This window comes from Ensifer sp. ENS06, from assembly GCF_014852205.1.
Classification (GTDB): Bacteria; Pseudomonadota; Alphaproteobacteria; order Rhizobiales; family Rhizobiaceae; genus Ensifer; species Ensifer adhaerens.
Genome location: NZ_JACVBC010000005.1, coordinates 203,448 through 219,169, shown reverse-complemented (window position 1 = coordinate 219,169; position 15,722 = coordinate 203,448). Strand labels below are relative to the sequence as shown.

The window sequence follows — 15,722 nt, the reverse complement described above, 5'->3', positions numbered from 1 at the left end:
CTCAGGTCCGAAGGAAGACGGAAAGGATCGCGCCTGCCGCAAAGCCCGCAAGCACGAAGAGTAGCAGAAACGCGGGCTTCAAATCGCCGTTCGAGCGCTGCTTCAGTGCGTTGAGGCTCTTTTCCATGCCCGCGATTACACCGTCGAGCCGCATCAGGTGGACGTCGAGATCGGTCAACCGTTGGGTGATCTCTCCGCGGAGGTTCGCGACATCATCGCTGATTGCTGCAAGTCCGGGGCTTTCGGCTTCATCGCCGTCGTCAACTTTCGACCGCAGGGCGGAACGCTGCGAGACCTGCAATTGCCGTTGCGCTGCCATCAGCACGTCGAGCTTGTCGAGCACTTTTGCAAGCGGTGCTGCAATCAGCGCTTCGGCCGCCTGTTCATCGGGTTTGGGAACACGAAGCGGCAGTTCGCCGCCTTTGCCGGTCGCCGCAAGCACGACGAGTTCGCCGCTGCGCGCGCTCGCCATCTCAGGCAACGCGATTTCAAACGCGTGGTTGCCGTCGCCAATCCCGTTGCGCTTGAGGTCGGGCCGGTTGCGGTCGGCGAGCGCCTCGGCGATCACCTTGCCGTCGAGAAGCACGCGAATGGCAAGCCGCTTTTCCGGGTTTTCCGGGTCAAAGGCCCAGCCGAAGACGCGGCCCTGGTCGATCGCGTCCACGCGGCCCTTCAGCGGCTTTGCATTGTTCTGTTCCGGTGCGACGTCCGGTTTGTCGGCTGCTACAGACATGGTCTTCCCTCTAGGCGGCGACGGTTTCTCGGGGCTCGATCGCGTCGATGAGCGTGAGATAGCGCCGGGCAGTGGTATCGATATCGTTGGGCTTGCGGGCATTGGCCGAAAGGCGGCGCCGAAGGTCAGGGCTTTCTGCGATGCGGCGCATGGCGGCGGCCAGCGCACGCGGATCGTTTGGCGAGACGGTGATGCCGTTGACGCCGTCCTGCACCATTTCGGCCATGCCGCCGATATTGCTGGCGATCACCGGTTTGCGCTGAGACTGGGCCTCGCCGATGACGAGCGGTGCGTTCTCCCACCAGATCGAAGGCACGATGGTGCAATCGACTGCGGCAATAAGGTCGCCGATGTCCTCGCGCCTGTAGGCGCCGCGCTGCTGGACGGAAGGCGCCGTCTTCTTGAAGAGCCGAGCGATCTCGTCCTTGAAACTGTCGGCCTGGAAGGGCGCGCCCCCGTGCACCCGCAGCTCAAAACGCAGGCCCTCGTCGATCAACTGCCGCGCAGCCTCGAGAAGCACGGACGTGCCTTTCCACGGATTGAGATTGCCGAAATAGCCGAAGACCGGCCGATCGTTCTCCGGCTGGCCCTTGCGCGACGGCGCGTCTCGTGGCGGTAGGCCATTGGCAATCACGTCGATTTGGTCGCCGTTAAGACCCCAGTCGATAAAGCGTTGCCTCAGAAACTGGCTCGGCGAGATGAAGCGATCGACGGTTCTGAGCAACGCTTTCAGGTGCTGCTCGCGCAACACGAAACGATCGAGGGGAATGTCCTTGAAACAGCTATGGCAACGGTCCGGGCTCGACTTGTGACAAAGCTCCTTGCCACTGGTGCGCACCATCAGGCCATCGTGATGGCAAAGTGGATAGTAGTCGTGCAGGGTCATCACAATCCGGCAGTCGGGCAAGGTGCGGCGGACGATGTGCGGAAACTCGGCGCCAAGCAGCAGGAGATGGTGGATGTGAACCACATCCGGCCGGAAATCGCGCAAAAGCTCGGTAACGTCAGGCACGACGCCATAGAGGTCGATCTGGCTCATGAAGAAGCGATCGAAATGGCCGGACCACAACAGCACCTCGTCGCCTTCGGGGCCGATCGCCTGAAAGCTCGTGCCGGGCCGCACCTGGCGGTGGGTCTGGTTGGTGGCGCCGAGGAAGAGCGCCTCGTGACCGGCCCGCTGATAGGCGCGGAAGAGGTCGTGCGCGAAAATCTCCGTGCCGCCGGGGTGAAGCGCCGGATGGTTGTGCGCGGCGACCAGAATACGCTTCTTCATCCGCTCACACTCCGACGTTCGGCGACGAAGACATCCTGGTAGTGACCGGCACTTTGGCCCCGCCAGTGACCGAGCGATTTCAGGACCGTCGTGAAGCCTGCCCGCTCCAGCGCCCGGTCGAGGAAGCCGTCGTCGAAACCGACGGCGGCAAGCGGCGGCAGGCCGGGCACGAACCAGCAGGGGCCGTCGCCGCTGCGAACGAAGGCGAGACGGGGGTCCCGCCGGCCGTGTTCATCCTTCGCGGCGATGCCGTCGACCACGAAGGCGGTAACGAAAAGCCGTCCGCCCGGCTTCAGCATCCGGTTGATCTCGCTGAAATAGACGAGCACTTCGTCCGGCGGCAGATGGGTGACGATCGACGTCATGATGGCGAAGTCGAACTGTCGATCCGGGTAGGGTAGCTTCAGCGCCTTGCCGTTGATCCTGCCTGACGGGTTGTAGAGTTCGTGGGCGATGTCGACATGCTGAAAGGTGAAATTCGGATAGACCGGCGTGACGGATTGACGGCACCAGGTGACGCCGCCTTCCACCGGGTCGATACCGACATAGCGCCCGTGATCGCTATCGAGATATTGCGTCAGCGGAACTGCCATGCGGCCGATGCCGCTGCCGATGTCGAGCACGCTGCTTTTCGACTGTAATCCGCCCATGCGGATGAAGTGGCCGAGAAACTCCGCGCCGACAGCCCGGTAGTTGCCATCTCCGACGAAGACGCTGTTTTGGTCCGGCTGCGGCAGGAAACGATTGGTGAGAACCGTCTGAAGCATGCCTTCGATACGGTCTTCGTTCTGTTGCCAGGCCGGCTCTCGGTTGTCTGCGTGGCGAAGTGCGGGCTGGTTCATGCGGCGCTCCTGGCGGCAGGCTTACGGGTGCTCGGCGCTGCCGCCTCTTCGGCGCCGAGGTAGGATGGCATCAGGGTGGTAATGTCTTGGTTCCAGCGCTCGGTATGCAGCCATGCATTGTACTGGCTGGCGACGCCGCGCGTGTAATCCTGGCTGCGGCTGATCGAGCGTCGCTCCAGATGATAGAGACAGGCTGCCGGCTCATAGACGATGTCGAAGCCGGCTTGGCGGATCTTGAGGCAGAGATCGCTGTCCTCGTAGTCGCCAATGACGAAGTCCTCGGCATAGCCGCCGACGAGGTCCCACACCTCCTTGCGCATCACCTGGCAGGCGCCGGTGACGCCGGGCACGCTGCGCGTTTCTTGCGCCGGCGCATAGGCGCCCGGCATGCCCTTGTAGAAATGGTGATTGAGCCAGATGTCCTGCTTGTTGCGGGCAAAATAGAGGCCCGCATGCTGCAGCGAGCCGTCCTCGAACAGCAGTTTCGGGCCGATGGCGCCGATCGACTTTTCCTTCAGCACCGGCAGCGCAAGCTTTTCCAGCCAGCCGGCCCCGCAGGGCACGACGTCCGAGTTGAGCATGACGATGACAGAACCGCGGGCAAAGCGTGCGCCGGCATTGCAGGCGCGGGCATAGCCGCCGTTGCGGTTCATCACCACGAGCTTCATCGAAAGCCCATGAAGCAGATGGAAGCCACCGAGCAGGTGCTCCGTCTCGTCGTGGATCTCGGGAGAATCGAGCACGTAGATGATCTCGGCGTTGGCCGCGACGAAAGGGTCGGTCGCAAGTCCCGACAGCTGGAAGCGCAGGAAGTCGAGCACGCGGTAGAGGGGAACGACGATAGAGATGAGAGGCGCGGCCATCATCGGGCCGAAGTCCTTGGTCTGGTCGACCCTGATCGTCTTGCCCAGTCGCTGCTCCACGTCTCTCAGCGCCGGCGCAAGGATCGTGCGGAATGCCTGATCGTTGGCGTGCTGGGGCGGAACGGCACGCAGGATGCGGTTGCGTTGCGTTGCTGGATCGAAGGGTTGCGGTTTTGGCACCAGCGGCTTGACTGCGCCGGACGCCAGCCGCAACTGGAAGCGCGGCTGAAGAAGGGGACCAAGTGGATCGCGCATCGGCAGCCAGCTTACAAAACCGGTCACGTCGGTCTTGGAGCCTTCTTCGGTGCCGCGGGCCCAGCCCGGAAATTCATACCAGTTGCCATCGAGCGGCAAGGCGGTGCCGTCTTCCTGGAGATAGTCGATGCCGGCAAGAACGCCGTTTGCGTCCCGCGTCCAGCCGCCGATGAGCAGGCCTTCCGACATGGCAAGGGCGAGGTCGATCTCAGCACCCGGATGGAGTGCGGATTTGCCCGCCTGCTTTGCCGGCAGGGCGGAGCGAAGCTGCAGGTCGATCGCAAGGGCCGTCCCGCTTTCCGGAACCTCGCTCAAGGACCGCACGACGAACTCGCGCAGGCCCGGCGCTGCGCCGTGCTCGGGCCACCATTGCTGGAGGTTGGGATATCGGGAACCGCGCGGCGAAAGCTCACGCACGGCGATACCGCGCTTTCCCATGATGATGAGTGAGAGCGCCTGGGGCGCGCGCGGCGATTCAAGAACGAAATGGCAGCGGCGCTGGCCGCGCTCGGTTCGGCCGGTTACGGCGAATTGCTGCGGCAGCGGCAAAATTGCCTCGGCGCCGAGCGCATAGATGGCGTTGATCTCGCCGAGCTCGGCATTGACGGTCGTCTCTGCCAGATAGCGTCCATGCGCGAGCCGACAGGCGATGGTTGCGGGGCGCTGCCCAAGGTTCAGGGCGTGGATCACGTCATCGACGAGGCCAATAAAGAATTCGTCACGAGACAGGCGAAACGCGCTTCGCCAGACCGTCAGCAGATTGTTGAGAAACTTGAGACGACCTTCGGGCTGGAGATCGGAAAGCTGGGCCGCCAGATCGAGGAAAGGGAGCTTGGCGGTCGGTTCCAGAACCACCGTCTGCAAGATCTCGCCGTCCGCCGCGATTTCGCCGAGTTCGCGGTCGTTTCCGGGGCGCATCGCCCAGAAGATCCGTTGGCCCCCTTGGGCGCGCGGAAGCGCCATGCTGACGAGAGGTACGAGGGAACGCGACGCAGAAAGGGCGTATTTTGTCTTTGCCGAGAGTTCGGAAGGTGCGTCCCAGATCAGCACAGCAACGTCGAAGCCGAGCCTGAAAGCTGCGGCGCTTGTGAAGTCGAGGCCGAAGCTTCTGATACGGTCGTCTGCCGTCACGCGCTACTCCTGAAGGACGAAAAGGGAGGGCGCCCCACGGGAGGAAGTGGGGCGCGCCAGTCAATCTCAATGGATCGTGAAGTAGTGGTTCGGGTTCGCCTGGATGTCGTCGGCGTCCGCATTGACGAGCGTCAGCGTATCGCCATGGCCGAAGTCGATGACCACGTTGCCACCAACCTGGGTGACGCGCGATGCCAGATCTTCAGGCGACGAAATGTCGAGGCCGTTGATGTCCTTCGAAATCTGCAGAAGGTCTTCGCCGGGCGTGAAGTCGAGGATGACGTCGTTGCCGCCACCGCCGTCGAACACGAACACGTCGCTGCCTTCACCGCCGGTCATGACGTCGTCGCCGTGGCCGCCGTTGATGATGTCGTTGCCGGCACCACCGAACAGAATGTCGCTGCCGCGGCCGCCCATCAGCAGGTCGCTACCGTCGCCGCCAATGAGAATGTCGTTGCCGTTGTCGCCGTAGAGCAGGTCGTTGCCCTGGCCGCCGAACAGGACATCGTTCCCGTTGTCGCCATGGAGAACATCGTCGCCCCAGCCGCCGAACAGGGTATCGCTGCCGTTACCGCCGAACAGCATGTCATCACCTTCGTCGCCGAAAATGGTGTCGTCGCCATTGCCTCCGTTCACGAAGTCATCGCCAGCACGGGCATGGATGAAGTCGTCGAAGCGTGAGCCAAAAAGGGCGTCATCATACGCGCCGCCTTCCAACGTGGCCATATGCTACTCCTCTTAGTTGTTGCTTACGTCATCTTGGTTGTTGCTTGCGCTCATCCCCGGTCTCAAACCGGTGGCGAGCGCGGCGACATTGCACTGCAAAAAAACATATGGCAACAGCAAAAAAGAAATAAAAACAGCTGTACTGTATTATTATCTGCTACCTACGATGTATATCTTGTATCAGTTTGATGATTATCCCTGAGATCTAAGGGGAGATAGTTTTGTTATTACTTAGAAATAAATTCAAAATTAGAAACAAATTGCCGGCGAAATTGAATTTCGCCGGCGCAGGTAGTGCTGGAGTCTCCTGGATCAGTCTTCGCGGAAGGCTCGATTGAGGCTCTCTGCAATCGGCGAGACCATGTAATCAATCGCCGAGCGCGGCTTGTGGACGATGAGCACTTCCGCCGGCATGCCGGGATAAAGGCGGATGTCCGGGTTGGCGGTGAGCGACGCCGGCGCAATGCGGGCGCGCGCCACGTAGTAGGAGACGTTCGACTTGTCATCGACCGATTGATCGGCGGCGACGTAGCTGATTTCGCCGTCGAGCGGCAAGTGCGAGCGCTGATTGTAGGCGGTCAGCCGGATCTGCGTCTTTGAGCCGATGCCGATGCTATCGATGTCTCGGGTGCCGACATGCATCTCGACGAGAAGCGGCTCGTCCTCGGGGACGATGTCGAGCAAGGGCTGGCCGGCAGAGACCGCGCTGCCGGGTGTGCGCAACTGAATGTTGGTGACGATGCCGGTCTGCGGCGAGCGGATTTCGAGGCGGCTCAAGACGTCCTTGGCCGAGACGAGCCGCTGTCCCACATCTGCAAGTTCGAGGCGGGCCGTCGTGATTTCGCCGGCGATCTCCGACTGGAATTCGTTCTCGATACCGGTCAGCCCGAGTTCCGCTCCGGCTTCCGCCTTTTCGGCCTGGGCCTTGTTGCCGGCAAGCTCACCGCGCGAAGCGGCAAGTTCGCTGAGCTTGGCATCGATCTCGATCAGCTTGGAGCGCTGGGCAAATTCCTTTGCAACCAGCGTCGCGATCGCGGTGCGCTGCTCGGTGATCAGTTCGATCTGGCGGTCGGTCGCTCTGATCTGCTCGGCAAGCGACTTGGCCCTTTCCGAGTACTCTTCGATGGTCTTGCCCTGAACCTCTAGCCGGCCGGCCTTTGCTTCGCGCCGGCGGTCGAAGAAGTTTGTCTCCGCCTTCACCGCGTCGTCGGCAGCGGTTTCCGCGGTGCCCATCAGCTCGTCGGGGAAGTCTATCTGCGCGGCCTCCGTCTGCTCCGCCCTGAGGCGGGCAAGCTTTGCGATCAGACCAAGGCGCCGGCTTTGCAGTGCCTCAAGGTCGGATCGGGCGCGGGTGTCGGCAAGCTTGACCAGCGGCTGGCCGAGCGTGACGCGATCGCCTTCCTGGACGAGGAGGCGGTCGAGGATGCCGCCTTCGAAGTGGCTGACGGTCTTGCGCTTCGAATCGACCACGATCGTGCCGCTTGCGACCGACGCGCTGCTGAGTTCCGTCGAAAACGCCCAGCCGAAGAAGCCGCCGAAGGCGACGAGGATCGTCGTCAGGCCCGCAAGGACCACGCCGCGCAGCGGCGCGGTGGCGCTTCCTTCTGCGTCCGCATCCAGCCCGTGCAGCGGGTGGGGCCGGTCAGGGATCGCGGGCAGGTTCGCGCGGTCGTCCTTGGCCACGAGTGTGCGCGCCTCGCGAGAGGCCGGCAGGTTCTGTTTGTTCGTCATGCGGATACGCCTTCCCGTCTCGGCTCGCCGGGTGTCATGGATGCGACCACGTCGGTGCGCGGGCCAAACTGGGTGATGCGCCCGTTTTCAAGAACGAGCAGCTTGTCGGCGGCCTGCATGATCGTCGGCCGGTGGGCGATCATGATGACGATCGCACCGTCGTTGCGCGCCCGCTCGATCGCGCGGATCAATGCGCGCTCGCCGATGGCGTCGAGATTGGCGTTCGGCTCGTCGAGAACGATCAGGCGAGGATGGTCGTAAAGGCAGCGGGCAAGAGCGATGCGCTGGCGCTGGCCGCCCGAAAGCGTCAGATGCCCATCGCCGACCGGGGTGTCGTAGCCGAGCGGCAGGCGGCCGATCATGTCGTGCACGTCAGCAAGCCGAGCCGCTTCGAGCACTTTTTGGGGTTCGCCTTCCTCCATGCGCGAGATGTTGTCGCGGATTGTTCCTTCGAGCAGCGAAACGGACTGCGGCAGGTAGCCGGTCATCTGGCCAAAGGAAGCGCGTTCCCACAGATAGACATTGTTGCCGTCGAGGAAGACGCCGCCGGTGGTCGGCTTCTGAATTCCGACGAGGAGCCGGGCCAGTGTCGATTTGCCCGCCGCCGAGGGGCCGACGATGCCGAGAACTTCGCCGGGCGAGAGCGAGAAGGAAACGCCCTTGATGATCGGCACATCGAGGCCGGGCGCCGCGTAAACGAGCTTATCCACAACAAGATCGCCCTGCGTGCGCGGCTGCGGCATGGTCTGGCGTACGGCCAGATCCTGGTTCAGTGCAGTCTCTATCCGGCGCCAGCTTGCGATGGCGAGCACCCACTGACGCCAGTTCTCGATCATCGAATCAAACGGGGCGAGCAGGCGTCCGACGAGGATGGTCGTCGCCATCATCGCACCGGGGGAAATCTCCTGTTTCATCACGAGGATAGAGCCTGTTGCCAGTGCGGCCGCCTGGATCATGAAACGCAGCGAACGGGTGATCGAAGCCATCGCCTTGCTGCGGCTTCCGCTTGTTTCCAAAGCATCGAGCGCGTGCAGCTGTGCGGTGCGCCAGCGGCGGGCGAGTGCTGGCAGCATGCCCATCGCTTCGATCGCCTCGGCATGGCGCAAGCTTGAACCAATTTTCGAAACGGCCTCGATATTGGCTTGATTGGCCTCTTTCATCAGCCGGCGAGTCAGCAAATCAGTCAGCAATCCACAGCATACAAGCAGGGCAATGGAAATGGCGCCAAGAAGGCCGAACATCGGGTGCAGCGCAAAGAGCACCCCGAGAAAGATCGGCGACCAGGCGGCATCGAGCGGAGCGCTGACGGCAGACGTCGTGAGGAAGCTGCGCAATTCCGCCAGGTCCCGCAGCGACTGGGTCGCCCGGGTCAGCCCTTGATCGGCGGCCGCCTGAACGGCGGCGGTCAGCACCGGCAGGTTCAGCCAGCGCACGACCGCACTACCCATCGCCTGGAACGTCAAAGCCCTGATGTATTCGAGCACGCCGTAGATCACGAGCGCGCCGATGACGAGAATCGTCAGCATGGTCAGCGTGTCCATGCTCTGGCTGTTCAAAACGCGGTCATGAACTTGCATCATGTAGAGTGGTGTCGAGAGCTGCAATATGCCGATGCAAGCACTCAGCAGGGCTGCATAAATAAGTGCCAAAACGAACACGCGGCGTGCCTTCAAAATAAGCAGCCGCGGATCGTTTGCTCCATTTTGCGCCTTCTTTGGCCCAATTTGGTTCTTGCTAATCATATTGCCTCGTTTGCTGTCACGCGTGGCGATTTTCTGGATAAGTTCGTTGGGGTCTTGAGGAAGCTATTTTGTTTGTTATCACTTAAATCACAGTGTTGCCGTGATAAGTGTGACACAATAATGGTGGAATGCTCAAGATAGTCGTATTCGGGGGGAGTAAAGGGGGCGAAAAATTGCTTCAAAATTTGAAGTAATTTTTGAATATTGTAGTAATGCTCAGTTGGAGAGAGGGATGAATCAAAGGATTCTCTATCCGTTCGCAGATTTTGGCGGCGCTGTTGCCATCCGCCCCGGGGATGACGCAGTTGGAAGTGCCCCTGAACATGACAATATTGACCAGGAGAGCGAAGCATCCGTGGTCACATATTTCGAGTTGGCACGGATGATGGAACGGGCCAGCCGGCGCTTTACCGGCCTGTTGCGTGCCGAGCTCACGAAGCTTGGCGTCGACGATATCGGCCCGGCCCAGGCGATGGTCCTTCTGGCGATCGGCGATGCGGAAGTGTCGGTGGCGGAGCTTTTGGACCGTGGCCACTATGTCGGCTCCAACGTTTCCTACTACCTGAAGCAGTTGGGTGACGGGGAGTATATCGACAGGGCCGCCTCCCAGCGCGACCGGCGCTCGGCCCGCATCAAGCTTTCGGAGAAGGGTAAGCAACTCTGCGATGCCCTGCGCAAGGCGGCTGGCGCCTATGAACGTGTCCTCAGTCACGGCGAGCAGGACCGGCGCAATCTCGAAACCGCATTTCAAACGCTGCACCGGCTCGAGCTGGTTTGGGGGAATGCAACGCGCTACGGCATCTGAGATGCCCGCGCACAGGCTGTCCTTTCAACGGCTATAGGCAGGGAATATGCACGTAGCATTTGTACACCGGCGCGGCTTCTGCCAGTTCGCCGCTCTCGCGTCTCATTTGGCGCAGACGGGAAATGAAGTGACACTCGTGACGGAAACCGTGGATCAGCGGATTCCGGCAACGCGCGTCATTCGCCACAGAGCAGAACCCGGCCCGCAGGCCAATTCGCAGATGGCAAGGCACCTCGGTGTGCCTGACCATCATGTCCGGATCGGTCACCGGGTCGCCGAAACCTTCGATGCCATGGCCCGCCAGGGGCAGGTGCCCGACGTTATCGTCGGGCACATCGGCTGGGGCGGCATGACCTTCGTCAAGGATGTGCTGCCGAATGTCCCGGCACTCGGCTATTGCGAGTTTTTCTACCGAGCCGAAGGGGCCGATATCGGCTTTGCCCCCGACGACAAGCCCGACCAGGATACGCGCAAGCGGCTGCGGCTGCGCAACATGGCGCAACTCCTGACGCTTGACGCGATCGATGGCGGCTTCAGCCCGACCCAATGGCAACGGAGCCTTTATCCGGCGGAGCATCGCGCCCGTATCGGCGTCTGCCACGAGGGCGTCGACACTCGCGTCTTCCGTCCCGATCCGTCGGCATCATTGAAGCTTCCGGACGGACGGGTGCTAAAGGCGGGTGATCCGCCGATCGTTACTTTCGTCGCCCGCGATCTCGAGCCCTATCGCGGCTTCCCGCAGGCGTTGGAGGCCGCCGCAAAGGTCGCGAAGCGCCATCCCGATGCGCTTTTCGTTTTCGTCGGTGGCGACGGCGTCAGTTACGGCGCGCCGCCGCCCGGTGGTGGCTCCTGGAAAGACTACCTGCTTCAGTCCCTGGATATCCCAGCCGACCGGTTCCTGTTTCCAGGCGTGGTGCCGCATGGCGTCCTGAAGCAGCTGTTCCAGATTTCGGCCGCCCATATCTATCTGACCTATCCTTTCGTTCTTTCCTGGTCGGTCCTCGAGGCCATGGCCTGCGGCGCGCTCGTCATCGGGTCGGATACGGCGCCGATGCAGGAGGTGTTGAGCTCCGGCCGCAACGGCCTCCTCGTGCCGTTCTTCGATACGGATGCGCTCGCGGAGGCGATCTCCGGGGCCATGCAGCAACCGGAGAAGTATACCGAGTTGCGTGCAGCCGCCCGCCGCACCGTCGAGCAAAGGTTCCGTCTGGGTGATTGCATTGCACGACAGATGACATTGCTGGACAAGGCAATGGGAAATCCCGGATCCACTCAAATATTACGGGTCTCATCTGCATAATACTTCAAAACCCGAAGTATTATTTCACGAAAAACGCAAATATAACTTATTGTGCAGTGCAAATAACCTTGATATGCTTTCTCTAGGTCGTTGAATTCGCCGGTTTATTTCGGATCGGCGGATTCAACTACAGAGAGAATTCGGTTGTATTGAGGGTGGCGCGTGCAAGGGTTGGTGTCTTCTGGCGTGAGGTATTCGCAGGCGAAGAGAAAGCTGGTGTTGGCCTCGGATCACGATAGGGCGAGTGTCCAGGGCAGTGGCATCGAGCACCTGGTTCATTTTCTTCCGGCAGGCGATCGGCCTGATGCGACCTTGGAAAACGTGTTTCCATTGATCGGGCTCGCCTTTTCAAGGGAGGGCGAGGCGGATCTGGCCGACGGCATCGTCTCGCTTCGGGCGCTTGGCACCGTCCCGGATATTCCGATCAAGCGCTTGAGCGCCGAGGCCGTCAGCGAAAGTGCGGGGCTCATCCAGGCATTGGTCGACGGTGGCGTCGGGCGGCTTGCCCGGTTTTCGTCGGCAATCACATCCGAGCTTGCGCTGCTTCGCCGCGAGCGTGAAACGCTACTTGAAAACTATCGCGCACTCGAAGATGCGTTCCAGGCACGCAACTGGGAGCCGGTCGCCGAAGTCTTTGCGCACGACCCCTATGTCGATCCCAAGGACGAGGGCATCGGCCATCTGATTGCCAATGCCTTTGTCGAACAGCTCCTGCCGGTCTCCAGCCATGGCGTCGCCGGTATCGCGCTTCACTTCAATTCGGTCCCGCGCGATGGCGGCGAACTGGTCGTTGTCTTGAGCTATGTCGAGAGCGGCGAGGGGGTTGCCGAGTGGGCCGTTCCATTCTCGCAGCTCGTTCCAGGCTGGAACTTCTTTGCCCTGCCGCGCACCTGCGGGGGTGGCGCGAAGACCCTGCGGCTGCGCGTTTCGACGACCGGTAGTGAAACGATCGGGCTTTCGCTCGGCTATCCCATCGCCAGTGAACACTATACGGCTCGGTCCGAGACCCGCCATGCCGACCTTGATCTGCGCCCTCTAGCGTTCCGCGTCTATACCGGTCTGCCCGGCGTCAAGCCGACGCGCATGCCGAACATGATCGCGCCGACAGCGCTGCTCGACGGCCACTTCATCGAGGACTATCGTCTGTCGGTCGATCTTCTCAGCCAGATCGTCGACGTATCGGTGACGCCGGTCGTCCCGGAATTCCAGACGGTACGCTTTCTCGAACACGAACACGCCGTCGTCTGCCATCCGCTTGCAAATGGCGTATCGGCCGGCGCCGTCGGTCGCGCTGTCGAGCCCGGCACCATATCCTTCTCCGCAAGCGCAGTGGTCGATCATCCCAAGGGCGCCCCGGCGGCCGTCAGCTTCCTGCTCGCTCCAGCGGGCTCGAACGCGCGCTCCGAAGTGGCGGAACTGGCTCGCAAGGGGGTGGTCAAGCCGTCCGCCTTCTTCAGCGGCTGGCGCGAGGTCACCAACGAGCAGCCGATCAACATCAACTTCCAACTCGACGAGCCGGTGCGCCAGCCCATGGATCTGATGATCCTCAGCCGCGCCGTAACCGACTCAGTCGATTTCTCCTGGCTCAAGGTGTCGGGCTTCCGGATGGTCAAGCAGTCGGGTGGTGCGTCTCATGCACAGCAATAGCGATCCAAGGGACCTCGTTGCGATCGCCATGCCGCTCTATGGCCACGCGGCGCTGGCGCTCGAAGCGCTCGAATCCGCGCTTGCATCGGATCTCGAGGGCTGCCGTATTGCCATCGTCGTTTCGGTCGACGGCGACCCGCGGCAGGAAACCTTCGATCAGCTGTTGCTCTATACCGCGGCCCACCCTGATATCCATGTGGTCTTCGGGCGTAACGCCGGCCCCGGCGGCGCGCGCAACCGCGCCATCAACTACGTGCTCGAAAATCTGCCCGAGGCGAAGGCCGTTTATTTCCTCGATGCCGACAACCGAGTCTTGCCGGGAACGATCGAGACCCTCTATCGGCGCCTGCACGAAAGCGGCGCCGGCTGGGTCTATACCAACATTGACACCTTCTCGGTGAGCTGGCGAGCGCATTACGGCAACCAGTATTCGCGGCTCGTCCACTGCATCACGGACAACATCTGCGACACCGGCTCGATGATTTCGATCGAGGTCTTCCAGGAAGGCGTTCGGTTCAACGACGACCGGCAGAACGGTTTTGAGGATTGGGAGTTCTGGCTTTCCTGCGTCGAGCACGGTTTTGTCGGAACCCCCTGCCACGACACGACGTTCGAATACCGCCTGCGCGCCGAAAGCCGTTTCAAGGAAGCCAACCGCGACCGCGCGACATCCGTGAGCTTCCTCAGAAAGCGCCACAAGGCTCTGTTCCAGCGGCCAATGCTCGTCGATTTCGAGCATGAGGAGTGCCCGCGTTATCTCTTCGCGCGCACCGAAGACGCGGCGATCTCGTTCTTCACAGATCCGACGAAGCAACCGAAGCGGCTGCGCCTCGACGACATCATCCCAGCCTTCTGGGCAAGCACCGGCGAGCCCGACAACGTGCATTTCCCGCCCTTCGTCATGGCCGGCAGCGGTGCGACGATCGATCTGCTTTTGCGCTCGCGCATGCTGCCCAACGTGCTTTGCCACCTGGAGCGCCTGAGTGAGAAGGCCAACGTCGTTTTCGTGCATCTCGGCAACGACGCGACGCAGCGCAAGATCGAGCCGACCTTCCTCGACGCCGGCGCCCAGCATCTCGGCCAACCGGATCTCATCTTCATTTCGACGGCGCTCTTGCGCGACGTCATCCGCAACAATGCGCTCGACTGGTTTGCCTCTATCGGCACGCAGCAGGTCTGGCCGACCTCGGCGGTTCTCAATGTGCGCTTCCCGTTCCCGCGCGCCCTGCCGCGCCGCACGCTGATCACGCCGCAACAGGTGATGATCAACTGCGTCAACGCGATCGCCACCAGTCCGCTTCGCCGCACGGCCGGCCGTCGCTGGACCTGGCGGCCCGCGCGGCTCATGCCCTATTCCGACCTGCACAAGGCCTTGCGAACGGAAATCGGCGGCTCGCCGGTGCTGCCGCTCGGGCACAGCGAAGCCGGTAAGAAGACTGCAGCACTTCTCGTGCCGAACGCGTCGTTTGGTGGCGCCGAGAAGGTCATCTACGCCGCCTCGCGTGAACTCAGGGCCGCGGGCTACGAGACGCATCTGTTCGTGCTCGGCACCAGCCGGATGGACGTGATCGATGAGTTCGATTCGAGCTTCGACTATGTTCACTTCTGGGATCAGGGCATCCCGGCCTGGGGCGGCTCCGGCTCGTTCCTCGGCCAGGATTTCATTGCCGACCATCATGAAGTCGATTGGGGTGCGCTTAAAGGTCAGCTCTCGGGCTTCGATCTCGTCATCAACAACCACGTGATGGCGATGCATCCGCTGATCGCGCGGCTGCGCTCGGAAGGGACACGCACGGCGTGCTATCTGCACGTCGTCGACAATACGCCGTTCAAGCGCCCGGCCGGCCAGCCCTTTGCAGCCATCGCCCACGAGCATTGCTACGACGCCTTCCTCACCTGCTCGGAACAACTGAAGTTCTACCTGCACAGCTTCGGCGTGCCGCTGGAAAAGATCTTCGCCGTTCCGAACGGCGCAAGTTTCTCCGTGCCGCCCAAGGTGCTTGCAGACGTGCTGCAGGTGCGGCGGATCGAGCGCAAGGACGACCGGCTGCGGCTGCTCTACATGGGTCGTCTTGACCAGCAGAAGGGCATCGACCGCCTGGCCGCGACCATTGCAGAGCTGCGTGCGGCGCACGTGTCGTTCGACGCGCGGGCGATTGGTGGCGAGATCCTGGCGGATGCCTCGTTCTCCTGGACGGACCGGCTCAAGGAACTGGGCGTCGACGTGCGCCCACCGGTCTTTGCCAGCCGCGACCTGATCAAGGCGCTCGGCTGGGCCGATGTTCTGATCATGCCTTCGCGCTGGGAAGGTGCCCCGCTGATGATCGCCGAAGCCCAACAGCTCGGCTGCGTGCCGATCGCAACCGCGGTTGGCGCCGTCGACGAACTGATCGTCGATCGCGAGGACGGCATCCTGATCGATGCCTCCTCCGATCCCCAGGTGGTGCGCGACATGGTCAAGGCGATCGCCGAGGTTTCCCGCGATCGCAACCTGCTGGCTCCGATCATGGAAGGGTGCCTGAGAACAGCGGCGCGTCGCGGCTGGGCGAACTCCTTTTCGGAGTTCCTCGGCTGGTGCGACGGCGCCGTGAACAATTCCTCGCTTTCGCGCGCCAAGGTCATCCGGGCGCGTGAGACATCCAATACCGGCGTCGCAGCTGCAGGCTGATCGACC

Annotated in this window: 12 protein-coding genes; 4 read left to right on the top strand and 8 right to left on the bottom strand. The window is 62.0% G+C overall.

The window, feature by feature from the left end; genetic code table 11:
- Position 1: 1 nt before the first annotated feature.
- The 8 genes from IB279_RS20140 to IB279_RS37970 form a co-directional block, all read right to left on the bottom strand.
- On the bottom strand, positions 2-733 hold the full coding sequence (locus tag IB279_RS20140) for a hypothetical protein (RefSeq protein WP_192339626.1): 732 nt from the start codon (positions 731-733) through the stop codon (positions 2-4).
- A 10-nt stretch (positions 734-743) separates the two neighbouring features.
- Positions 744-2,006 (bottom strand): glycosyltransferase family 4 protein, encoded by a 1,263-nt coding sequence (locus IB279_RS20135; RefSeq protein ID WP_192339624.1) that lies wholly within the window; start codon positions 2,004-2,006, stop codon positions 744-746.
- Positions 2,003-2,848, bottom strand: coding sequence for a class I SAM-dependent methyltransferase (locus tag IB279_RS20130; protein WP_113189757.1), 846 nt, complete (start codon positions 2,846-2,848; stop codon positions 2,003-2,005). Before IB279_RS20130 ends, IB279_RS20135 begins: the two co-directional genes overlap by 4 nt.
- Positions 2,845-5,097: a glycosyltransferase family 2 protein gene (locus IB279_RS20125; protein ID WP_113189756.1), complete on the bottom strand. Its 2,253-nt coding sequence runs from the start codon at positions 5,095-5,097 to the stop codon at positions 2,845-2,847. Before IB279_RS20125 ends, IB279_RS20130 begins: the two co-directional genes overlap by 4 nt.
- Before the next feature lie 66 nt (positions 5,098-5,163).
- Positions 5,164-5,823, bottom strand: a complete 660-nt coding sequence (locus tag IB279_RS20120) for a calcium-binding protein (protein ID WP_060521066.1) — start codon at positions 5,821-5,823, stop codon at positions 5,164-5,166.
- 312 nt (positions 5,824-6,135) lie between these two features.
- Positions 6,136-7,554: an HlyD family type I secretion periplasmic adaptor subunit gene (locus tag IB279_RS20115; protein ID WP_060521067.1), complete on the bottom strand. Its 1,419-nt coding sequence runs from the start codon at positions 7,552-7,554 to the stop codon at positions 6,136-6,138.
- A complete protein-coding gene (locus tag IB279_RS20110; RefSeq protein WP_034798037.1) occupies positions 7,551-9,296 on the bottom strand; it encodes a type I secretion system permease/ATPase in 1,746 nt (581 codons plus the stop codon). Before IB279_RS20110 ends, IB279_RS20115 begins: the two co-directional genes overlap by 4 nt.
- The gene (locus IB279_RS37970) at positions 9,293-9,649 is read right to left on the bottom strand and encodes a hypothetical protein (RefSeq protein WP_234852794.1); all 357 of its coding nucleotides are present in this window, start codon (positions 9,647-9,649) and stop codon (positions 9,293-9,295) included. The genes IB279_RS20110 and IB279_RS37970 overlap by 4 nt, the downstream gene beginning before the upstream one ends.
- Here IB279_RS37970 and IB279_RS20105 point away from each other — a divergent pair.
- The 4 genes from IB279_RS20105 to IB279_RS20090 all read left to right on the top strand — a co-directional run bounded on the left by IB279_RS20105 (position 9,580) and on the right by IB279_RS20090 (position 15,716).
- Positions 9,580-10,101: a MarR family transcriptional regulator gene (locus tag IB279_RS20105; RefSeq protein ID WP_375292956.1), complete on the top strand. Its 522-nt coding sequence runs from the start codon at positions 9,580-9,582 to the stop codon at positions 10,099-10,101. The two genes, IB279_RS37970 and IB279_RS20105, sit on opposite strands and share 70 nt — an antisense overlap.
- Positions 10,102-10,147: 46 nt before the next feature.
- Entirely contained in the window at positions 10,148-11,401 is a 1,254-nt protein-coding gene (locus IB279_RS20100) for a glycosyltransferase family 4 protein (protein ID WP_192339622.1), read from the top strand.
- A gap of 174 nt (positions 11,402-11,575) precedes the next feature.
- The gene (locus IB279_RS20095; RefSeq protein WP_162251902.1) at positions 11,576-13,048 is read left to right on the top strand and encodes a DUF6212 domain-containing protein; all 1,473 of its coding nucleotides are present in this window, start codon (positions 11,576-11,578) and stop codon (positions 13,046-13,048) included.
- Positions 13,035-15,716 (top strand): glycosyltransferase, encoded by a 2,682-nt coding sequence (locus IB279_RS20090; protein WP_060610486.1) that lies wholly within the window; start codon positions 13,035-13,037, stop codon positions 15,714-15,716. Before IB279_RS20095 ends, IB279_RS20090 begins: the two co-directional genes overlap by 14 nt.
- The last annotated feature ends 6 nt before the right edge of the window (positions 15,717-15,722 follow it).

What these genes read in the sequence shown, in the direction of transcription:
- IB279_RS20100 (WP_192339622.1), top strand. Translation starts at nt 10,148, where the DNA reads ATGCACGTAGCATTTGTACACCGGCGCGGCTTCTGCCAGTTCGCCGCT.
- IB279_RS20140 (WP_192339626.1), bottom strand. Translation starts at nt 733, where the DNA reads ATGTCTGTAGCAGCCGACAAACCGGACGTCGCACCGGAACAGAACAAT.
- IB279_RS20130 (WP_113189757.1), bottom strand. Translation starts at nt 2,848, where the DNA reads ATGAACCAGCCCGCACTTCGCCACGCAGACAACCGAGAGCCGGCCTGG.
- IB279_RS20110 (WP_034798037.1), bottom strand. Translation starts at nt 9,296, where the DNA reads ATGATTAGCAAGAACCAAATTGGGCCAAAGAAGGCGCAAAATGGAGCA.
- IB279_RS20115 (WP_060521067.1), bottom strand. Translation starts at nt 7,554, where the DNA reads ATGACGAACAAACAGAACCTGCCGGCCTCTCGCGAGGCGCGCACACTC.
- IB279_RS37970 (WP_234852794.1), bottom strand. Translation starts at nt 9,649, where the DNA reads ATGCTTCGCTCTCCTGGTCAATATTGTCATGTTCAGGGGCACTTCCAA.
- IB279_RS20135 (WP_192339624.1), bottom strand. Translation starts at nt 2,006, where the DNA reads ATGAAGAAGCGTATTCTGGTCGCCGCGCACAACCATCCGGCGCTTCAC.
- IB279_RS20090 (WP_060610486.1), top strand. Translation starts at nt 13,035, where the DNA reads ATGCACAGCAATAGCGATCCAAGGGACCTCGTTGCGATCGCCATGCCG.
- IB279_RS20120 (WP_060521066.1), bottom strand. Translation starts at nt 5,823, where the DNA reads ATGGCCACGTTGGAAGGCGGCGCGTATGATGACGCCCTTTTTGGCTCA.